The sequence below is a fragment of the Oryzihumus sp. genome, assembly GCF_054325275.1.
Genome location: NZ_JBTCWL010000011.1, coordinates 22,089 through 40,535 on the forward strand (window position 1 = coordinate 22,089; position 18,447 = coordinate 40,535).

Below are 18,447 nucleotides of genomic sequence, written 5' to 3' on the forward strand. Positions count from 1 at the left end.
GGCCGGGGACCCGGCCACCCGGCATACCCGTCCCCGCACCGCCCCGGACGAGAGGAAGGCTCACGACATGGCCGAGTTCACGGCTGAGGTCTACCAGAACGAGTTCCTGCCCGACGGCGGCACGGACGTGCACGCGATCGTGACGGTCACCTGCCAGGGCGCCGGTGAGGCCGGGCGATCCGGGGCCGGTGAGGCCGCGGAGATCGTCATCGTCGACACCTCCGGCTCGATGGGCGAGGACAAGATCCGCGCGGCCCAGGCCGCGGCCTCCGCGGCGCTGGACCAGGTGCTCGACGGGACGTGGTTCGCCGTGATCTCGGGCAACCACGAGGCGCGCCTGGCGTTCCCCTCCGGACCGATCGCGCCCGAGTCCGGGGTCGGCATGGTGCGCATGGACGACGTGATGCGGCGCGCGGCCAAGGCGGCGATCGCGACGTTCCACGCCGACGGCGGCACCGCGATGGGCACCTGGCTGACCAAGGCCCGGCAGGTGTTCGCCACCGTCCCGGTCACCCAGAAGCACGCCATCCTGCTCACCGACGGCAACAACCAGCACGAGACGCCCGAGCAGCTCTCCGTCGCGATCAGCGCGGCCGAGGGGCAGTTCCAGTGCGACTGCCGGGGCGTCGGCGCCGACTGGGTGGTGGCCGAGCTGCGCCGCATCGCCACCGCCCTGTTGGGCACCGTCGACCTCATCCCGCGGGCCGAGGAGATGCCGGCCGTGTTCGAGACGCTGATGCGCCAGTCGATGGGGCGCGGGGTCGCCGGAGCCGACCTGCGAGTGTGGTCGCCGCAGGGCGCCCAGGTGCTGTTCGTGCGCCAGGTGGCACCCACGGTGGAGGACCTCACCGGGCGGCGGACCGCGGTCAACCCGCTCACCGGGGCCTACCCGACCGGGTCGTGGGGCGATGAGTCCCGGGACTACCACGTCGCCGTGCGGCTCCCCGCCCGCAGCATCGGGCAGGAGCAGCTCGCCGCGCGGGTGCAGCTCGCCGTCGGCGGGGACGTCGTGGCGCAGGGTCTGGTCAAGGCGATGTGGACCGACGACGACACCCTGACCACCCGCATCAACCCGGCGGTCGCCCACTACACAGGCCAGGCCGAGCTGGCCCAGACCATCCAGGAGGGGCTGGCCGCCAAGGCCGCCGGCGACGACGCGACCGCGACGGCCAAGCTCGGCCGAGCGGTCCAGCTCGCCGCGGAGACCGGCAACGACGAGGCCACCGACCGCCTGCGCAAGGTCGTCGACGTCGACGACGCGGTGACCGGCAAGGTGCGCCTGCGCAGCAGCGTCGACCGGCTGGACGAGATGGCCCTGGACACCTCGTCGACCAAGACGACCCGGGTGAAGAAGTGACACCCGCACCGAGAGCGAGGCGGCGGAACGCATGAGTCCCTACACCTGCCCGCAGGGGCACACCTCCGAGGCCGGCGACTACTGCGACACCTGCGGGGCGCCGATCGCGGCCGGCCCCTCCGGTGCCGGTGGCGCGGTGGCGGCCGGCTCCGGCAGCGCGGCGGCGGCCCCGGGCGGCTCGTCCGCGAGCGCAGGCACCGGTGGCGCGCCGAGTGCGCCTGCCCCCGTGACGGCGGCCCCGGCCGGCCCCCGCACCTGCCCGAGCTGCTCGGCGCCGAACGACGCCGACGCCCTGTTCTGCGAGGCGTGCGGCTACGACTTCACCACCGGTGCCATGCCCCGGCCACCCGACGGCGCACCCGGGCCGGACGCGGCCCCGGACGGCCAGCAACCGGCGGCCATGGCCTCCCCCGTCCCGCCGCCGGTGGCACTGGAGTGGGTCGCCGAGGTGTGGGTCGACCCCGACTGGTACGCCGCCCAAGAGTCCGAGGACGCGTGCCCGTCACCGGGCCCGCCGACCGTGGTGCCGCTGACGGCGCAGTCGGTGCTGGTCGGCCGCCGCTCCGTCAGCCGCAACATCCACCCGCAGGTGGACTGCTCCGCCGACACCGGTGTCAGCCGCCGGCAGGCGCAGCTGACCACCGACGGCCAGCGGTGGTGGGTGGAGGACCTGCAGTCCTCCAACGGCACCTACGTCGGACCGGCGAGCGGCCCGCTGCCGGAGAACCCGCTGCCGCCGGGGCAGCGCCACGAGGTCGACGAGGACCAGCGGGTCTACATCGGCGCCTGGACCCGCCTGGTCATCCGGCGGGCCACCGACGAGGAGAAGGCGGCCCGCGCCTGAGGGACTGCTAGACCACCACCTTGTAGAGGTCGATCGCCGTCTCCTCCGGCGGGGTGGGGAACCCGCCCTCGATGCCGGCCTGCATGCGCGGCATGAGGATCTGGTCGCGGAAGCGCTCCCAGCTCTCCTGCGACTCGTGCACGGCCATGATGGTCCAGCCGCCGGCGGAGGGGCCGGCCGCGTGGAACACCTGGCCGTCGGGCAGCTTGTCCGGCCCGGGGTGCACCGCGGCGATGGACGCCTCGTACTGCTCCTTGGTGCCGCCCGGGAAGAAGTGGACGATCCCGTATGCCATGGCCTTCTCCCATCGTTGGGTGCGCCGGGACTGCGGCGCACCCCCGAACCTAGGCAGACCCGGGACCCGTCGACTCCACCGTCCGGAGGGGGTGCGGCTACGTCACGGGGCGTCGCGGTGGTGAGCCGGCGCCGCGCGGTGCACGATGCCGGCATGGACCTGGCCGAGGCGATGACCGAGCTCTACGAGCGAGCACCGGAACAGTTCATCGCGCACCGCGCTGCGCTGGTGGGCCGGCTCAAGGAGTCCGGCCAGGCGGAGCTCGCCAGGCAGGTGGGCACGGCGCGACGCCCCTCCCTCACCGCCTGGGCCACCAACCTGCTCTTCCGGTCCGACCCCGGGAGGGCACGGCAGCTGGCCGACCTCGGCCGGGCCATGCGTGAGGCGCAGGCAGCCATGGCGGGCGGTCGCATCCGCGAGCTGACCGCGCGGCGCCGTGACCTGGTGGACGAGCTGACCGCCGCGGCCGCAGCGCGGGCGCAGGAGAAGGGCCACCTCCTCGAGGGCACGGCCCGTCAGGAGCTGGCCGCCACGCTGACCGCGGCCCTGGTCTCGGACGAGGCGTGCGCGGCGGCCACCTCGGGCGTGCTCACCCGGTCGCTCAGCTACTCCGGCTTCGGGGACGTCGACGTCACCGCCGCCACGGCCGCCGCGCTCTCGCCGCACCGTGCCGCCGCGACCGGCCCGGCCGGCTCGACCGAGGCAGCCGAGGCACGCAAACGGGCCCGACAGGACGTCACCGAGGCCGAGGCCGGCGTCGAGCAGAGGCGGCGTGACCTCGAGGCGGCCCGGGAGGGCGAAGCCGCCCTGTCCGCCGCGGTCGAGGAGCTCCACCAGCAGCTCGGCGCCCGCCGGGCAGAGCTGGCGCAGGCCCGCTCCCGGGTCAACGAGGCGGACGCGGCGCTGACCCGGGCCGCGGCGCTCCTCGACGAGGCGCGCAGGGCGATGGACCGGGCCTGAGGCCCCACCGCCACCGTCCCCGGGCACGGGCATCGGGCTGTCGTCGGCACGGCGTCACCTCGGTGTGGCTGAATACGGGGTGACGCCCCAGCCGCCCGGACCCGAGGAGCCGCGACCATGAGCCAGCCGACCGAGCGCACCACGGTCCGGCGCCTGCCCGAGAAGGCCGTGACGGACCGGACGGCGCTGGACGCCGTCCTCGACGGGGCCCTGGTGGCCCACGTCGCGGTGACCGAGGGCGACCAGCCGTTCGTGCTGCCCATGGCCTGCGCCCGGGACGGGGACCGGCTGCTCCTGCACGGTTCCACCGGCAGCCGGCTGATGCGCGCCCTGGCATCGGGCGCGCCGACGTGTGCCACGGTGACCCTCCTCGACGGGCTGGTCTACGCGCGCTCGGCCTTCGAGTCCTCGATGCACTACCGCAGCGCCACCATCCTGGGGCGCGCCTCGGTCGTGCCGCAGGAGGAGCTCGTGGACGCGCTGCGGGTGCTGACCGAGCACCTCCTGCCGGGGCGCTGGGAGCACCTGCGGCCGCCGCAGCGCAAGGAGCTGGCCGCCACGATGGTGCTCGCCCTGCCGCTGCAGGAGTGGTCGGTCAAGGTCGGCGACGGCCCGCCGGAGGATGACCCGGCGGACCTCGATGCCGACGTGTGGGCAGGTGTGCTGCCGCTGCGGACGACGGCCGGGAGGCCCCGTCCCGCCCCCGACCTGACGCCCGGCATCGAGGTCCCCGACCACGTCCGGACCCGCTACCGGTCCTGACCCGGAGGGGCGGCGAACCGCCCCGGACACCACGGAAGCCGGCCGCGCGCCGGGGAGCCGCTTTGACGGCATACCGGTGCCTGTGTGGCGAATTGTGAGACCACCTCGACCCCGTTCCTTGGTACTAGCCCCGGCCGATTGGGGATCCGGTGGCCGAAAACGTCTGCTACCACAAGGGAAAGGAAGCAGGTCGATGGCCGTGCAGGCCATCCGGAGCCCACGTTTGGGGGCACTCATGGCACGTTCTCCAGAAGCTGCCGCGACGGTTGGCCGCACGCGCTGGCGTCGGTTCGGCCTGGCAGCAGGAGCGGGGGTCGGCGCGGTCGGCCTCATCGGGTACCTCGGCGCCACCGGCGCCTTCGCGCTGTCGTTCTCGTTCTCGGGCATTCCGTTCCAGCTGTCCGCGGACAGCCTGAGCGGCACCCACTTCGTGCAGTACGCCTTCCCGGACAAGCTGGCCAGCAGCGCGGGCGCGAGCGCCCTCAACAACGGTGCCGGCGCGCTCATCAACGGGTCCGGATCGATCAACAACACCGCCAGTGCGGGCGGGAGCACCTATGCGTCCGACACGGTGACCCAGCTCGGGTCGGCGACGATCTCCAACCTCGCGCAGAGCATCTGCGCCCCGACCCCGCTCGGCAACGCCATCCGGGTCACCATCGCCGGCTCCGGTGACACCACGGCTTCGAACCTGGTCATCCAGGCCCCGGCGCTGACCGCGAGCGGCGCGAACTTCAACAACTTCACCATCGGCGAGTCCGTGGGCTCGGCCCTGGCCGGTCAGGGCTTCGCCCCGAACAACGACTTCACCGACCCGTATGGCGCGCTGTCCGGTCAGCCGATCGGCGGCAGCTTCGCCCAGGGCGCCGACCGCGTGACGCTCACGAGCATCAAGCAGGTCGGCGTGGGGACGGAGGCCGGGAGCTTCAACATCAGCGGACTCAAGCTCTACGCCGAGTTCGTCTCCAGCTGCTGAGGGTTCGGCAGCCGCCGACCCGGACCACACATCGCTGGGGGCACCAGGAAGTCGTGCGGCCGGTGGGACGCAGCGTCCCCACGGGCCGGCACGCATGAACAGGGGAACTTCTCATGCCTGATGACGACGCGTCACGACCCAGCGAATCGCATGACCGGCCGCCGGAGGTGGACTCTGCCCTGCCACCCCCGGCGGCCAGGCCACGACGGTTCCGTCGGTGGCGGCGCTCGCGGCCCTTCTGGGGTGGCCTGTTCACCCTCCTGGGCGGCCTGGAGATCGCCACGATCCCGCTGACCGCCTACAAGATCATGTTGGTGACCCCCTCGGTCGTCATCGCGGCCCTGGTGGGTGCCGTGATCGCCATACTGGGCCTGCTCATGTGGATGACACCGAGCCAGAACAAGCTCTATGGGCTGCTGGCGATCCTGCTCGGCGTCGCGTCGTTCGTCACCAGCAACGTCGGTGGCTTCCTGCTCGGCGGCCTGCTGTCGATCGTCGGTGGCGCGCTCGGCTTCGCCTGGATCGTCGTCGACCGGACCCCCGCCGGGGACTCCGCGCCGGCGGCTGCGCCCGACCTGCCGGACGACCGCGACCCTGGCCCCGCCGCCGGTGGCACCGGACCGGAGCCCAGCCGGGCATGAGCAGCTCATCCGTGGGGCGGCGGCAGCCGTCCATCCGCTGGTCCGCGGGCGCGCTCATGGCTGTGGCCCTGGTGCTGAGCCAGGCGCCGGGCATCGCCCTCGGCCAGGCCTCGCTGCCCCCCGGGACCCCCGGTGGGGCGGTCGCGACCCTCACCGCTGCCAAGGCCACGCTCGCCGGGCTGGCCTACGACGGTGTCGTCACCGTCCCGACCACGGCCGGCACGGTGTCCACCATCGAGCTGCGCAGCACCGCCGCCACGCTGACGGGGCTCGAGCTGCACACCCCGTGCACCCCCGTCACCGCCCTCGGGACCGGGCTGACGGCGGCATCGGTCACGCCGGCCGACAGCGCGTCGACCTCGGCCAACGGCCTGACGCTGTATGCCCGGTCGGTCACGGCCACCGTGGCGGGGGCCAGTGTGACCTGGACGCCGGACACCCCTCCCCCGGCCGCCGACCTCGGTGACGTGGTCCTCACCGACGTCACCATCGAGGTGACCAGCCTGAAGCTGCCGGCGTTCAGCGCGCCCGGGCTGCGCGCGTCGGCCTCGTTCTGCACGCCGGCCTGAGCCGCAGGGACTCGTCGCGGCACCGTCACACCCCGGGGACCAACGCCTCTTCCAGGCCCACGCCTGCCCGGGCACGGTGGGTGCCGAGGCAACCGTCCAAGGGAAGCGACGATGGCATCGACGAGGACAGTGACGCCGAAGGCCCCCGTGCACGACTCCACGGGCACCCAACCCTCCACGGACACCGAGGCGCTGGACGGCACTCGCCGGGCCACGGTCGACGTCGCCGTCGAGCGCGCCGCGCAGGCTGCCCGGGCCTTCCGCGAGCTCGACCAGGAGCAGGTGGACCGGATCGTCGAGGCGATGGTGCGCGCGGGGGTGAGGGCGGCCACCGAGCTGGCCCGCCTGGCCGTCGAGGAGACCGGCTTCGGCGTCTTCGAGGACAAGGTGGTCAAGAACTACGTCGCGACGGAGTTCCTCCACGACTACCTGCGCGGCAAGAGGTCGGTCGGGGTCGTCGACGAGGACGTCGAGCGCAACATCGTGCGGGTCGCCGAGCCGATCGGGGTGGTCCTGGCGATCACGCCCGTCACCAACCCGACGTCGACGGTGCTCTACAAGGCGATCGTGGCGGCCAAGACCCGCAACGCCATCGTGTTCCGGCCCTCGCCGTTCGCGACCCGCTGCTGCGAGCGCAGCGTCGAGATCCTGCGGCGGGCCGCCGAGGAGGCCGGTATGCCGCCCGGTGCCCTTCAGGTGCTCCCCGACCCCGAGCACCGGGTCACCCACTACCTGTTCACGCACCCGCAGGTCGACTTCATCTGGGTCACGGGCGGGCAGAAGATCGTCGCCCTCGCCAACGCCGCGGGCAAGCCGGGCCTGAGCGTCGGGCCCGGCAACGCGCCGGTCTACCTGCACCGCACCGCCGACGTGAAGGGGGCGGTGGTCGACATCCTGATCTCCAAGACCTTCGACGCCTCGGTGATCTGCCCGGCTGAGCAGACCTGCATCATCGACGACGAGATCTACGACGAGACGATCGCCGAGTTCGAGCGAATGGGCGCGCACCTGCTCACCCCCGCCGAGGAGGAGCAGCTCGCGACGTTCGCGTTCGGCGTCGGTGACCGGGCCAACCTCGCCGCGCTGGGCCAGCTGGCCCCGGAGCTGGCGCGGCGGGCCGGCTTCCGTGTCGCCCCGGCCACGAAGGTCCTGCTCGCGCCCCTGCCGGCCGACCTCGCCGAGCTGGGCAGGCACCCGCTGGTGCAGGAGAAGCTCATGCCCGTGCTCGGCGTGGTGCGCGCCAGGGACGAGCGGCACGCCATCGACACCGCGGTGCTGGTCACCGAGCACGGCGGTCTCGGGCACACGTCGGCCATCTACGCCCGCGAGGACGCCGTCGTCGACGCCTACAGCCGGGCGGTGCGCACCGGCCGGATCCTGGTCAACGCGCCGACCGCCGTCGGTGCCCTGGGCGGGGTCTACAACAACCTGACGCCGACCTTCTCCCTCGGGTGCGGGACGTGGGGCGGGTCGAGCACCACCGAGAACGTCAACTACCTGCAGCTGCTCAACATCAAGACCGTCTCGCGCCGTCGCACCCCGCCGCAGTGGTTCCGGGTGCCGGCGAACACCTACTTCAACGCCGGTGCGCTCGAGAACCTGCGCGACGTCGAGACCGACAGCGCGGTCATCGTCACCGACGGGCCGAGCGAGGACCGGGGCGTGGTGGCCCTGGTGCGCAGCACGCTGCGGGCCTCGCACGTCCAGGTGTTCAGCGACGTCACGCCCGAGCCCGACGAGGCCACCATCCGTCGCGGCGTCGAGCTGTTGCGGCGGGCCCGGCCCGACCTGGTCGTGGCCGTCGGCGGCGGCTCGGTCATCGACGCCGCCAAGGCCATGCGCCTGTTCCACGAGCACCCCGAGCTGCGCCTGGCCGACCTGACCCTGCCGTTCCTCGACCCCCGCAAGCGCGTGGCCGAGTACCCCCCGGACGCGCACACGGTCCAGCTGGTCGCACTGCCCACCACGTCCGGGACCGGGTCGGAGGTGTCACCGGCCGCGGTGGTCACGGTCGACGGCCGCAAGGAGACGCTCGTCGACTACAGCCTCGTGCCGGACCTGGCCATCGTCGACCCGACGCTGACCCTGTCGATGCCCGACGCGGTGACGCTGGACAGCGGGGTCGACGCCCTCACCCACGCCCTCGAGGCGGTGGTGTCGGTGTTCGCCTCGCCGTACACCGACGCCTTCTGCGTGCAGGCCGCGCGACTCATCTTCGAGGCCCTGCCCCGGGTGCACGCCGACCCCGGCGACCTGCAGGCGCGCACCGACATGGCCAACGCCGCGACGCTGGCGGGGCTGGCCTTCTCCAACGCCTTCGTCGGCACCAACCACGCCCTCGCCCACGCCGTGGGCGCACACTTCCACCTGGCCCACGGCCGCGCCAACGGCGTCTTCCTGCCCCACGTGCTGGCCTACAACGCCGCGCTGCCCAGCAAGTTCATGCCGGCGCCGGGCTACTCGGCCTACGTCGCGCCCGAGAAGTACGCCCAGCTCGGCCGGGTCATCTTCGGCGGGCGCGGCGCCGAGGAGAGCCGGCGCCGCCTGTTCCAGGCGGTCGACGACCTGCTCGACACGCTCGGTATGCCGCGCACCCTCCAGGACGCGGGCGTTGCGGAGCAGGAGTTCCTGGCGGCGCTGCCCGACCTGGCGATGACCGCGTTCCAGGACCTCAGCAACCGGACCAACCCGCGCATGCCGCTCGTCCAGGAGATCACCGACCTGCTGCGGCAGGGCTACTACGGGTCGGGTGGTGCGGCCCCATGAGCGAGCGCAGACGCATCGGGCCAGTCGACACCATCTGGCTGAACATGGACCGGCCGAACAACCTCATGGTCATCGAGTCGGTGATGTTCCTCGACGCAGCCCCCGACTGGGACCGGCTCGTCGACGTGGTGCGCCGGCGCATGGTCGAGCGGTTCCCCGTCTTCCACCAGCGCCCCGTGCCGCCGCGGACACCGCTGGGCCTGCCGCACTGGGAGGACGACCCGGACTTCTCGCTGGAGCGGCACGTGCACCGCGTGAGGCTGCCGCGGCCGGGTGACGACGCGGCCCTGCAGCGCCTGCTGGAGCAGCACCTGCACGTGCCGCTCGACCGCGCCCACCCGCTGTGGCAGATCCACCTCGTCGACGGCTACGGCTCCGGGGCCGCGCTCCTCTGCCGGTTCCACCACGCCCTGGCCGACGGAATCGCGCTGACCCAGGTGATGCTCTCGCTCACCGACGAGGCCCCGGACGATGACCTCGGCGAGGCAGAGGGTGCCCTCGCACCGCCGCGGCCCGGGGGCCTGGCCGGCCTCGTGGACTCCGCGCTGTCCGCCACCCGCGCGGGAGCCGGGCTGACCAGGCAGGCGATGACCGGCATACTCGCCCTGACCACCCCCTCGGGCGTCGCCGGCGCCGTGGCCCAGGTGCTGCGCACCGGTCAGGTGTTCGACGACCTCCTGCTGACCAGCACTCCCGACAACCCGCTCAGCGGCACGCCCGGCATCCACAAGCGGGCGGTGTGGTCCCAGCCCTGGCCGCTGGCCGACCTCAAGCACGTCGGGCGGCTGGCCGGGGCCACCCTCAACGACGTCCTGCTCAGCGCCGTCGCCGGCGCCCTGTGCCGCTACCAGCTCGACCACGGCGCGGTCCCGGCCGACCTGCCCACGATGGTGCCGGTCAACATCCGGCGGCTCGACCAGCCGCTGCCGCGCGAGCTGGGCAACAAGTTCGCCCTGGTGTTCTTCACCTTCCCCTCCAGCATCCAGCCCCCGCTGGAGCGCCTGGCCGAGACCAAGCGGCGGATGGACTGGCTCAAGCGGTCCCCCGAGGCGACCGTGACGTTCGGGCTGATCACCGCGATCGGGCGGACGACGCGCCAGCTCGAGCACTACGTCGTCAACTTCTTCGCGGACAAGGTGATCGGCGTGACGACCAACGTCGCCGGCCCGGCCAGCGTGCGTTACCTCTGCGGCGTCCGGATCTCCGGGGCCCTCGGCTGGGTGCCCGGGTCGGGTCGCCAGACGCTGGGCGTCAGCATCTTCACCTACGCGGACACGCTGCGGGTGGGGTTCATGGCCGACGCCGACCGCGTCCGCGAGCCGGAGAAGCTGCTGCACGCCGTGGAACGCGAGGTCGCCGACCTCATCAGCGTGGCGCGGACCGCCTGAACGGCCGGCTCACCCGGCGCGCTCGGGCAGGACAGGAGGGGCAGGATGCCGACCGACAGCTCCACCCAGAGCGTCGAGATCGACGCGGCGTTCGAGGACGTGCTCGCCACGATCCGTGACGTCGCCAGCCAGCCGGAGTGGATCCCCGAGATCCTGGAGGCCGAGGTTCTCTCGACCTTCGACACCGGGCTGCCCCGGACCGCTCGGTTCAAGGCCAGGGCCACGGTCGGCACCGACCGCTACACGCTCTCCTACGAGCACACCGACGACGCGATGAGCTGGACGATGCTCTCCGGGGTGCTGCAGACCGGGCAGGAGGGCCTCTACACCCTGACCCCGCTGGGATCCGGGCGCGTCCAGGTGACCTACGCGCTGACGATCCACCACAACCTCCCGCTGCCGGGGTTCATCCGCTCCCGGGTCATCCGCGGCCTGGTCGCCAGCACCCTCGCGGGGCTCAAGTCGCACCTGGAGGGCGCGCCCGTCTGACCGCGCCAGGGGATCTCAGCGTGCCCGCCGACCGGGCAGCCGGGCTGCGGTCGCGATGACCGAGTCGGCGGACAGGGCAGGCCTCAGCTGCGGGAGCTGTCGGCGGCGGCCGCGGTGTCCCGGCTCCTGGCGGCGAGGGAACCTGCCACGGCGGCCACCGCGATCGTCACGAGGGCACCGAGGACGAGGGCGGTCGGTTCCCCCGCGGCCAGCAGGTGTGACTGCACCCCCAGGGCCGCGGCCGCAACCGGGACACCGAGCTGAGCGCAGGCCAGGGCGCCGAGAGTGGTCGGCTGCCCGGCCAGCCGGGGCACCAGGTGGGTGGCGAGGGCTCCGACCCCCAGGGCCACGCCGAGCCCGATGAGGGCAGGGTGCTGGCCGAGGGCGCGCAGGTCGAGGGAGGCGCCGAGCCAGATGAAGAAGAGCGGGCCGAAGAAGCCCTCGGTGACCGCGAACAGCTGACGGGCCAGGCGGCGTGGCTCGCCGATGGCGGCCACCGCCAGCCCGAAGGTGAAGCCGGCCAGCATGATCGAGACCCGCGTGGTCTGGGCGACGGCGGCGAGGCCGAAGAGGATGGCCAGGTTGATCCGCAGCTCGAGGGCGAACTTGCGCCGCTCGGACAGGCGGTGCACGTCGTGCCGCCAGCCGCGCCGCTCGGTCGCCCGCAGCACCACGAACAGCACGACGGCGCACCCGACCACCGCCAGCGCACCGAGGGCGGCCCGACCGGCGCGGGCGGGGTCGATGGCCAGCGGGACCGCGACGATGCAGACGGCGTCGGCGACGGCCACCTGGGGCAGCAGCTCCAGCACCGGGCCGCCGGACAGGCGGAGGGCATCGATGATCGGCAGGATCAGGGCCGCCGAGGACGATGCCAGCAAGACGGCATACAACACGGCGTGGCCGGTCCCGAAGACCTGCGCGAGCATGATGGCGACCGGGACGGAGGCAACCCCGACCAGGGCGGCCCGGAGCAGCCCCTTCGGCAAGGCCGCCCGCAGCCGGGAGTCGCCGATGGGGACGTGGGAGCCGGCGACGAACATCACCAGCGCGAACCCGATCTCGGCCAGGAACGCGAAGGTGGGCTCGGTGGCCCGCGCGGCCCCCAGCACCATCGGCCCGAGCAGGACGCCGACCAGCAGCTCGCCGACGACGACGGGCAGGCCCCACCGGTGGGAGATCGCCAGCAACGGCCCGGCGATCCCGGCCAGGCAGACCACGGACAGGAGCATGAAGGTCACCGGCGGTCCCCCTCCATCGCGAGGTCAGGGTGGTCATCCCCCTCGGGAACGCGCTTCCACGCGACAGGGGCACCTGCTCATCGTGCTCCCTCGCCACGACCGAACGGCCGAGCCGGCTCGTCGGCGCGCCGCGGGGCACCGGTCGGGGCCGGAGCACCCCGTCCGCCCGCGGCATCCCCGACGGATGAGGCGACGTGGCCGGCCAGGGCACGAGAGTGTGGCCTGACCGGTCCGGACCTCAGGCAGCGCTCAGCCCGGGGACCGATGCTGGTCGGGGGCCATGACGCCGGCGGAAGGGGGTCACCCAGCAATGAGGAGGCTCGCGCACCTGGTCGTCGCCGCCGTACTGGTGACCGCCGCGGCGAGCTGCAGCCACCCGAACACTCCACGGGCGGCCGTGGCACCGCCGAGCACCCCAGCGCCGCATGGCCCGTCCGGCACCTGGGCGCTCCACTGGGCCGACGAGTTCGACGGCAGCAGCGTCGACCTGGGCAAGTGGCAACCGAACTGGGGCGGTGCCTCCAACTCCTCGGTCACCAAGCCGGTCAACACGGCGGAGCTGTCCTGCTACGACCCGCGTCAGGTCACCGAGTCCGGCGGCGCGTTGCACCTGACCGCGGTCAAGCGCCCCTGCCTGAAGTGGCAGTACGCCTCTGGACTGGTCGAGACGGCGAGGACGTTCCAGTTCACCTACGGCTACGCCGAAGCGCGCATGTTCCTGCCGGCGAGTGACGTGTTCGGGGCCTGCACGAACTGGCCGGCGTTCTGGGTCAACGGCAACGAGGGTGCCCCGATCGAGGAGATCGACGTCATGGAGTGCCTGGGCAGCGACGTCCAGTGGCACTACAGCTGGGACCACTACCACCACGAGGTCACCAACCTCACGTCCGCGTGGCACAACTCCATGCCGCACACCGCGACCGGGTGGCACACGTTCGGCGTCGACTGGGAGCCCGGGTCGATGACCTTCTACTACGACGGGGTGTCCCAGGGGTCCGTGGCCCAGCCCGCGACGCACCCCCACTACCTGATCCTCAACCTCGCCGTGTCGAGCACGATCTCTCCTCCGGTCCTGGTGCCGCAGACCGTGAGCGTCGACTACGTCCGGGTCTTCACCAGGAGGTGACATGGACCCCGAAGGCCCCGGTGGCCGGCGCGTGCGCCCGGAGCCCCTCAGTTCGACCAGGCGTAGAGTTGAACCACCGAGGACCCCCTCACGAGGACGCTCCGCCTTCGTCGCCCCCGGCGCACTGCATCGGCTGGCCCGCACGGCCAGGGACGGACCGTCGCCATGAGCACCATCATCGCCATCCTCATCGCTCTCGTCGTGGTCGTGGTGTTGTGGGCCTTGTTCGCCCTTCGGGTGGTCCAGCAGTACGAACGGGGAGTCGTCTTCCGCTTCGGCCGTGTCCGGGAGCACGTGCGTGGGCCCGGGCTCGCCGTGATCGTGCCGGTGGTCGAGCGCCTGAAGAAGGCGAACCTGCAGATCACGACACTCGGGGTGCCCGCACAGGACTGCATCACCCGCGACAACGTGTCGGTCCGGGTCGACGCCGTCGTCTACTTCCAGGTGGTCGACCCGGTCAAGGCGCTGGTCAACGTGCGCGACTACGAGTACGCCATCTCCCAGGTGTCGCAGACCTCGATGCGAGCGGTCATCGGCCGGGCCGACCTCGACGAACTGCTGTCCAACCGGGAGAAGCTCAACGCCGAGCTGACCTCGATCATCGACGCGCCAACCGAAAAGCCCTGGGGCGTCAAGGTCATGCGGGTCGAGGTCAAGGACGTCTCCCTTCCGGACGCGATGAAGCGGTCGATGTCGCGGCAGGCCGAGGCCGAGCGCGAGCGACGCGCCCGGGTGATCGCCGCCGACGGTGAGTACCAGGCCTCCAAGAAGCTGGCACAGGCGGCGGCGGCCATGGCTGCTGACCCAGCAGCGCTGCAGCTCCGGCTTCTGCAGACCGTCGTGGAGGTGGCCGCGGAGAAGAACAGCACGCTGGTGATGCCGTTCCCCGTGGAGCTGTTGCGGTTCCTGGACCATGCCGTCACCCCGGCAGACCGGGCACGCGCCGCGGCCGCTGTGGCTTCCGAGGCGGTGACATCCGCGGAGATGGTGACGCCGGCCACCACAGCCCCGGTCAGCAACGGCCACCCCGCCGCCGAACCCGCACCGTCCGGAGGTCGCTCACCCGGCCCGCAGGGCTGAGCGGGGCGCGCGTTTGCGGTTTCACCGTCCAGGCGGGAGCTGATGTCTCGTGACCGGAGCAGGGCCGACGTTCGGAATGGTGGTTGCCGCCAACCGTCTCCCCGTCGACCGCGTTGTCGGTCCGGACGGTGCCCCCTCGTGGCAACGGAGCCCGGGGGGTCTGGTCACCGCCATGGAGCCCGTCATGCGGGACCGTGCCGCGGCGTGGGTCGGGTGGGCCGGTGAGCCGGAGCTGGCGCTCGAACCGTTCCATGACGATGGGGTCTGTCTTTACCCGGTGAGCCTGTCGCTCGCGGAGGTCAAGGACTACTACGAGGGCTTCAGCAACGGGACGCTGTGGCCTCTCTACCACGATGTCATCGTGCAGGCGTCCTTCCACCGCAACTGGTGGAACAGCTACCGTTCGGTCAACCTTCGATTCGCCCGCGCGATCGTCCAGGTGGCGTCGCCGGGTGCCACCGTCTGGGTTCACGACTACCAGCTCCAGCTGGTGCCCGCGATGGTCCGTGCTCTGCGCCCCGACCTGCGCATCGGGTGGTTCAACCACATCCCCTTCCCGCCGGTCGAGCTCTTCGCGCAGCTGCCGTGGCGCCGGTCCCTGGTGGAGGGGTTGCTGGGCGCCGACTTCCTGGGTTTCCAGCAGACCGCGGATGCCGAGAACTTCCTGCGGGCCTGCCGACGGCTGCTGGGCATGTCCATCAAGGGCGACACGGTCACCTTCGCTTCAGCAGCAGGACAACCACCAAGGACGGTACGGGCCAGCGCCATACCGATCTCGGTGGACTTCAAGGGACTCGACGCCCTCGCGCGCACCCCTGGTATCGGCGCCCGCGCCGAGCAGATCCGGGCGTCGCTCGGCAACCCGGAGGTCCTCATGCTGGGTGTCGACCGGCTCGACTACACCAAGGGAATCCGGCACAGGCTGAAGGCCTACGAGGAGCTGCTGCAGGATGGCGCCATCAGCCCGCCCACGGTCACCTTTGTCCAGCTGGCCCTGCCGAGCCGCGAACGCGTGGGCCCCTACCGTCTGCTGCGCGAGGAGGTGGAGCGCACCGTCGGCCGGATCAACGGCGAGTACTCCGTGCTCGGCTCGGACGCCGTCCACTACCTGCACCACTCCTATCCGCGGGCCGAGATGGTGGCCATGTTCCTCGCCGCGGACATCATGCTCGTCACCCCGCTGCGTGACGGCATGAACCTCGTGGCCAAGGAGTACGTCACCTGCAGGCACGACCTGCGTGGCGCCCTGGTGCTGTCGGAGTTCACCGGCGCCTGGCACGAGCTGCACCAGGCCTTCACCTGCAACCCGCACGACATCGAGGGCCTGAAGCAGACCATCATGAGCGCGGTCACGGCGCCTGAGGACGATCGGCGGCGCCGGATGAAGGCGCTGCGCAGGCAGGTCGCCCACCACGACGTGCAGCGATGGGCGTCGGTGTTTCTCGATTCGCTCGCCTCGGCACCGCTCAAGCCATACCGGACGACCGTGTCCAGTGAACGCGAACGGCGAGCCGTGCAACGTGCCCAGCGGGCCAACCTCAGGGCGTCGGACACGGCGTCCGAGCGGGTGAGTCCCTGAGGCTCACGCCCCGAAGATCTCGGCTGGCACGAACGAAACCACGTGCCGTACAGGGACCGAGTACTTCCTCCTCGCCCTCTCGACGATGTCCTGGCTCAGCCAGACGGACCGCTCCTCCGGATGGGTGGAGATGATGATGAGGTCCGGCCGGAAGTCCTGCACCGCCTGGTCCATGGCGTGCAGGGGTCGGTAGTCACCGATGGCCCCTTTCGCCTGGAGTCCCTCTCCGCGGAGGATCTCGAGCGTGGCATCGAGACGGGACGTTCCCGATGACGCTGCACAGCCTGAAGGAGGCCACCCCGGGCCCTCGCTGGCAAGCGCTGTTCGAGGCGACCTGGCCGGCATACCGGGCTTGGTATCTGCGTGAGGGTTCCCAGACGCGGCCCGACCTCGCGACTGCCCGGTCCCACCTGACCCGGCACCTGCCTGAGCTGGTCCCCACATGGGAGGCGATGCTTTCGCTCGCGGGAGGCGACGAAACCGCTGCACGGATGCTGACGCAGTGGGACCTCCCGGCCTTCCTGCCGGGGTGCTCCCAGGCCGTCGTGACCGGCGAGTCCCCCGCCCTCGTGCGCAACTACGACTACAGCCCCCACCTGTTCGAGCAGGTCGTCCTCTCCAGCGCCTTCACCGGCCGGAAGGTGATCGGCACCAGCGACTGCCTGTGGGGACTGCTGGACGGTATGAAACGAGGACGGCTCGTCGTGTCGCTGGCCTTCGGCGGCGTCCCCGTGTCGGCGCCGGGGTTCGCGATCCCCCTGGTGGTCCGCTACCTGCTGGAGGTCGCCGGGTCGGTGCGCGAGGCGCGTGCAGCCCTGGACCGCATACCGGTCGCGATGGCCTACAACCTGACCATGACGGACGCGACGGGAGAGGCAGGTACTGCCTTCGTCGCACCCGGACGCGCACCGGAGCACTCCCCGGCCCCCGTGGCGACGAACCACCGCGGGCGCACACCGGAGGACCCTGACCACGCGCGTCGGTTCCGCAGTGTCGAACGGCACCGCCACCTGGGCGACCTCCTCAAGCGTTCCCTCGAGCCGGACGAGGTGGCCGAGGCCTTCCTTCTCCCTCCGCTGCACAGCCGTTCGTACTCCGAAGGCTTCGGCACGCTCTACACCGCCGTCTACCGGCCTCTCGAGGGCAGAGTCGACTACCGTTGGCCGGGAAAGACCTGGACGCGGACGTTCGACGCCCCCGACGAGACCACGGACGTCGAGCTCAGGCAGGGCTGAACAGGAAGGTGCCATGGCAGGTCAGGGTCAGCGGACGGACCTCGAACAGCTGCCGGCGGCAGAGCTGGCCGAGCTGGCCCGCCAGGCTCTCTCCGCGCTGGCGAGCCGCGGCAGCCAGGAGTCCTTCGCCGAGCTGCTGGCGATGAACGCCCATGTCGGTCAGTGCCTGGCTGAGGCGGCGCGCTCGCTGGCGGCCAACGGCTCCTGGAGCCAGGTGGCCGACCTCTCGGGCACCACCAGGCAGGCAGCATGGGCCCGCTGGCGGACCTAGCCCGATCCCGGAGTCCACGCCCCGGCGATCTGCTCGCCTTGACGACAGGCAACGACTGAGCGTGCGGGGCCCGATCGTCACCGGCGGGCACGGGTCAGACCACGGGTGGCTCGTCCTCCCCCGCGGCTGCGGCGGCCTCCCCCTGCTCCTTGGTGACGTGCAGGGCGTCCCTGGCGTGGGCCGGCGGCGCGTACACGGTGTACAGGACGAGCGGGTTGACACCGATGTTGCGGAAGTTGTGGGGAGTACCGGCCGGGACCACCACGAGGTCGCCCTGGGCCAGGCGGCGGACCTGGCCGGCCACGTCTGCTTCTGCGGTTCCGCTGACGAACGTCAGGATCTGGTCGGTGTCCGGGTGGGTCTCCCGCCCGATCTCCCCGCCCGGTGGGATGGTCATGATCACCAGCTGGGTGTGCTTCCCGGTCCACAGGACACGCCTGAAGTCCCCGCTCTGCTCGGCGACCGTGGCGATGGTGAAGTGCTGCAGGCTGGCCATGGATCCGCTCCTCGAGTCGTTACCCAGCGATGGCGTACGGCGCGAGCTGGTCTTTCAGGTGCATGACCAGAAGTCATTCGTCGCCACGGCTTCCTCCATGAAACATCCACCCGGCCGACGGGGATGGCAACCACCTCACCTGCGGCTCTGTGTCCGGACAAGGACTCCTGCTCGCGGGCACCCCTCCGTCGTGGGGTGTCTGGTCCTACGCAGGAGACCTCGCCCTGCCTGTGAGGCCGTCCAGTCGGCCACTGGCCGAATCCTGAGACCGCAGCTCAGAGGGGTGGGGTGGATGAGTCGGTCGGTACGCCGGGTTCTGTGCACCGCCGACAATCGCCGTCCCGGCCGGAGGAGCTCGTGTCCTGGGCCGAC

At 71.9% G+C, this 18,447-nt stretch carries 19 protein-coding genes; 15 read left to right on the top strand and 4 right to left on the bottom strand.

The features are described 5' to 3' along the window. Positions 1-67 precede the first annotated feature (67 nt). Positions 68-1,357, top strand: coding sequence for a VWA domain-containing protein (locus tag ACXVGS_RS04470; RefSeq protein ID WP_458528363.1), 1,290 nt, complete (start codon positions 68-70; stop codon positions 1,355-1,357). Between the two features lie 31 nt (positions 1,358-1,388). Further along, the gene (locus tag ACXVGS_RS04475) at positions 1,389-2,201 is read left to right on the top strand and encodes an FHA domain-containing protein (RefSeq protein WP_458531103.1); all 813 of its coding nucleotides are present in this window, start codon (positions 1,389-1,391) and stop codon (positions 2,199-2,201) included. A 7-nt stretch (positions 2,202-2,208) separates the two neighbouring features. On the opposite strand, the gene ACXVGS_RS04480 is transcribed toward ACXVGS_RS04475, so the two are convergent. Then, positions 2,209-2,496, bottom strand: a complete 288-nt coding sequence (locus tag ACXVGS_RS04480) for a hypothetical protein (protein ID WP_458528365.1) — start codon at positions 2,494-2,496, stop codon at positions 2,209-2,211. Between the two features lie 153 nt (positions 2,497-2,649). Here ACXVGS_RS04480 and ACXVGS_RS04485 point away from each other — a divergent pair, with 153 nt between their 5' ends. From ACXVGS_RS04485 to ACXVGS_RS04520, 8 genes are all read left to right on the top strand, one after another. Beyond that, positions 2,650-3,456, top strand: coding sequence for a hypothetical protein (locus ACXVGS_RS04485; protein ID WP_458535746.1), 807 nt, complete (start codon positions 2,650-2,652; stop codon positions 3,454-3,456). 117 nt (positions 3,457-3,573) lie between these two features. Further along, a complete protein-coding gene (locus ACXVGS_RS04490) occupies positions 3,574-4,218 on the top strand; it encodes a pyridoxamine 5'-phosphate oxidase family protein (protein WP_458528367.1) in 645 nt (214 codons plus the stop codon). 235 nt (positions 4,219-4,453) lie between these two features. Beyond that, positions 4,454-5,194: a DUF6230 family protein gene (locus ACXVGS_RS04495; RefSeq protein WP_458528368.1), complete on the top strand. Its 741-nt coding sequence runs from the start codon at positions 4,454-4,456 to the stop codon at positions 5,192-5,194. Between the two features lie 167 nt (positions 5,195-5,361). Next, on the top strand, positions 5,362-5,835 hold the full coding sequence (locus ACXVGS_RS04500) for a DUF6114 domain-containing protein (protein ID WP_458528369.1): 474 nt from the start codon (positions 5,362-5,364) through the stop codon (positions 5,833-5,835). After that, on the top strand, positions 5,832-6,404 hold the full coding sequence (locus tag ACXVGS_RS04505; protein ID WP_458531100.1) for a hypothetical protein: 573 nt from the start codon (positions 5,832-5,834) through the stop codon (positions 6,402-6,404). The genes ACXVGS_RS04500 and ACXVGS_RS04505 overlap by 4 nt, the downstream gene beginning before the upstream one ends. Positions 6,405-6,551: 147 nt before the next feature. Then, the gene (gene adhE, locus ACXVGS_RS04510; RefSeq protein WP_458536671.1) at positions 6,552-9,170 is read left to right on the top strand and encodes a bifunctional acetaldehyde-CoA/alcohol dehydrogenase; all 2,619 of its coding nucleotides are present in this window, start codon (positions 6,552-6,554) and stop codon (positions 9,168-9,170) included. Further along, on the top strand, positions 9,167-10,558 hold the full coding sequence (locus tag ACXVGS_RS04515) for a wax ester/triacylglycerol synthase family O-acyltransferase (RefSeq protein ID WP_458528372.1): 1,392 nt from the start codon (positions 9,167-9,169) through the stop codon (positions 10,556-10,558). The genes adhE and ACXVGS_RS04515 overlap by 4 nt, the downstream gene beginning before the upstream one ends. A gap of 45 nt (positions 10,559-10,603) precedes the next feature. Then, positions 10,604-11,047 carry an SRPBCC family protein gene (locus ACXVGS_RS04520; RefSeq protein WP_458528373.1) on the top strand — a complete coding sequence of 148 codons (444 nt, stop codon included), beginning with the start codon at positions 10,604-10,606 and terminating at the stop codon, positions 11,045-11,047. Between the two features lie 83 nt (positions 11,048-11,130). Here ACXVGS_RS04520 and ACXVGS_RS04525 read toward each other — a convergent pair whose 3' ends face one another. Next, complete coding sequence (locus ACXVGS_RS04525) at positions 11,131-12,279, bottom strand: cation:proton antiporter (protein WP_458536677.1); 1,149 nt, start codon at positions 12,277-12,279, stop codon at positions 11,131-11,133. 319 nt (positions 12,280-12,598) lie between these two features. Between ACXVGS_RS04525 and ACXVGS_RS04530 the strand changes: the two genes are divergently transcribed. The 3 genes from ACXVGS_RS04530 to ACXVGS_RS04540 all read left to right on the top strand — a co-directional run bounded on the left by ACXVGS_RS04530 (position 12,599) and on the right by ACXVGS_RS04540 (position 16,073). Next, complete coding sequence (locus ACXVGS_RS04530) at positions 12,599-13,414, top strand: glycoside hydrolase family 16 protein (protein ID WP_458531097.1); 816 nt, start codon at positions 12,599-12,601, stop codon at positions 13,412-13,414. A 165-nt stretch (positions 13,415-13,579) separates the two neighbouring features. Continuing rightward, the gene (locus ACXVGS_RS04535) at positions 13,580-14,494 is read left to right on the top strand and encodes an SPFH domain-containing protein (RefSeq protein ID WP_458534160.1); all 915 of its coding nucleotides are present in this window, start codon (positions 13,580-13,582) and stop codon (positions 14,492-14,494) included. A 76-nt stretch (positions 14,495-14,570) separates the two neighbouring features. Further along, positions 14,571-16,073 carry an alpha,alpha-trehalose-phosphate synthase (UDP-forming) gene (locus tag ACXVGS_RS04540; RefSeq protein ID WP_458531146.1) on the top strand — a complete coding sequence of 501 codons (1,503 nt, stop codon included), beginning with the start codon at positions 14,571-14,573 and terminating at the stop codon, positions 16,071-16,073. A 3-nt stretch (positions 16,074-16,076) separates the two neighbouring features. Here the strand turns inward: ACXVGS_RS04540 and ACXVGS_RS04545 are convergent, their stop codons facing one another. After that, positions 16,077-16,247, bottom strand: coding sequence for a hypothetical protein (locus tag ACXVGS_RS04545; protein WP_458532938.1), 171 nt, complete (start codon positions 16,245-16,247; stop codon positions 16,077-16,079). 95 nt (positions 16,248-16,342) lie between these two features. Between ACXVGS_RS04545 and ACXVGS_RS04550 the strand changes: the two genes are divergently transcribed. Together ACXVGS_RS04550 and ACXVGS_RS04555 are read left to right on the top strand one after the other, a co-directional pair. Beyond that, positions 16,343-17,308: a C45 family autoproteolytic acyltransferase/hydolase gene (locus tag ACXVGS_RS04550; RefSeq protein ID WP_458528377.1), complete on the top strand. Its 966-nt coding sequence runs from the start codon at positions 16,343-16,345 to the stop codon at positions 17,306-17,308. A 13-nt stretch (positions 17,309-17,321) separates the two neighbouring features. Beyond that, on the top strand, positions 17,322-17,579 hold the full coding sequence (locus tag ACXVGS_RS04555) for a hypothetical protein (protein ID WP_458528378.1): 258 nt from the start codon (positions 17,322-17,324) through the stop codon (positions 17,577-17,579). Between the two features lie 94 nt (positions 17,580-17,673). On the opposite strand, the gene ACXVGS_RS04560 is transcribed toward ACXVGS_RS04555, so the two are convergent. After that, positions 17,674-18,075, bottom strand: a complete 402-nt coding sequence (locus ACXVGS_RS04560; protein ID WP_458528379.1) for a cupin domain-containing protein — start codon at positions 18,073-18,075, stop codon at positions 17,674-17,676. Positions 18,076-18,447: the final 372 nt, after the last annotated feature.

Excerpts from the sequence above, each read along its gene's own strand:
- ACXVGS_RS04530 (WP_458531097.1), top strand. The coding sequence starts at position 12,599 with ATGAGGAGGCTCGCGCACCTGGTCGTCGCCGCCGTACTGGTGACCGCC.
- ACXVGS_RS04540 (WP_458531146.1), top strand. The coding sequence starts at position 14,571 with ATGGTGGTTGCCGCCAACCGTCTCCCCGTCGACCGCGTTGTCGGTCCG.
- ACXVGS_RS04545 (WP_458532938.1), bottom strand. The coding sequence starts at position 16,247 with ATGGACCAGGCGGTGCAGGACTTCCGGCCGGACCTCATCATCATCTCC.
- ACXVGS_RS04535 (WP_458534160.1), top strand. The coding sequence starts at position 13,580 with ATGAGCACCATCATCGCCATCCTCATCGCTCTCGTCGTGGTCGTGGTG.
- ACXVGS_RS04495 (WP_458528368.1), top strand. The coding sequence starts at position 4,454 with ATGGCACGTTCTCCAGAAGCTGCCGCGACGGTTGGCCGCACGCGCTGG.
- ACXVGS_RS04485 (WP_458535746.1), top strand. The coding sequence starts at position 2,650 with ATGGACCTGGCCGAGGCGATGACCGAGCTCTACGAGCGAGCACCGGAA.
- ACXVGS_RS04560 (WP_458528379.1), bottom strand. The coding sequence starts at position 18,075 with ATGGCCAGCCTGCAGCACTTCACCATCGCCACGGTCGCCGAGCAGAGC.
- ACXVGS_RS04470 (WP_458528363.1), top strand. The coding sequence starts at position 68 with ATGGCCGAGTTCACGGCTGAGGTCTACCAGAACGAGTTCCTGCCCGAC.
- ACXVGS_RS04515 (WP_458528372.1), top strand. The coding sequence starts at position 9,167 with ATGAGCGAGCGCAGACGCATCGGGCCAGTCGACACCATCTGGCTGAAC.
- ACXVGS_RS04550 (WP_458528377.1), top strand. The coding sequence starts at position 16,343 with ATGACGCTGCACAGCCTGAAGGAGGCCACCCCGGGCCCTCGCTGGCAA.
- ACXVGS_RS04555 (WP_458528378.1), top strand. The coding sequence starts at position 17,322 with ATGGCAGGTCAGGGTCAGCGGACGGACCTCGAACAGCTGCCGGCGGCA.
- ACXVGS_RS04525 (WP_458536677.1), bottom strand. The coding sequence starts at position 12,279 with ATGCTCCTGTCCGTGGTCTGCCTGGCCGGGATCGCCGGGCCGTTGCTG.
- ACXVGS_RS04480 (WP_458528365.1), bottom strand. The coding sequence starts at position 2,496 with ATGGCATACGGGATCGTCCACTTCTTCCCGGGCGGCACCAAGGAGCAG.
- ACXVGS_RS04520 (WP_458528373.1), top strand. The coding sequence starts at position 10,604 with ATGCCGACCGACAGCTCCACCCAGAGCGTCGAGATCGACGCGGCGTTC.
- ACXVGS_RS04475 (WP_458531103.1), top strand. The coding sequence starts at position 1,389 with ATGAGTCCCTACACCTGCCCGCAGGGGCACACCTCCGAGGCCGGCGAC.
- ACXVGS_RS04490 (WP_458528367.1), top strand. The coding sequence starts at position 3,574 with ATGAGCCAGCCGACCGAGCGCACCACGGTCCGGCGCCTGCCCGAGAAG.
- ACXVGS_RS04505 (WP_458531100.1), top strand. The coding sequence starts at position 5,832 with ATGAGCAGCTCATCCGTGGGGCGGCGGCAGCCGTCCATCCGCTGGTCC.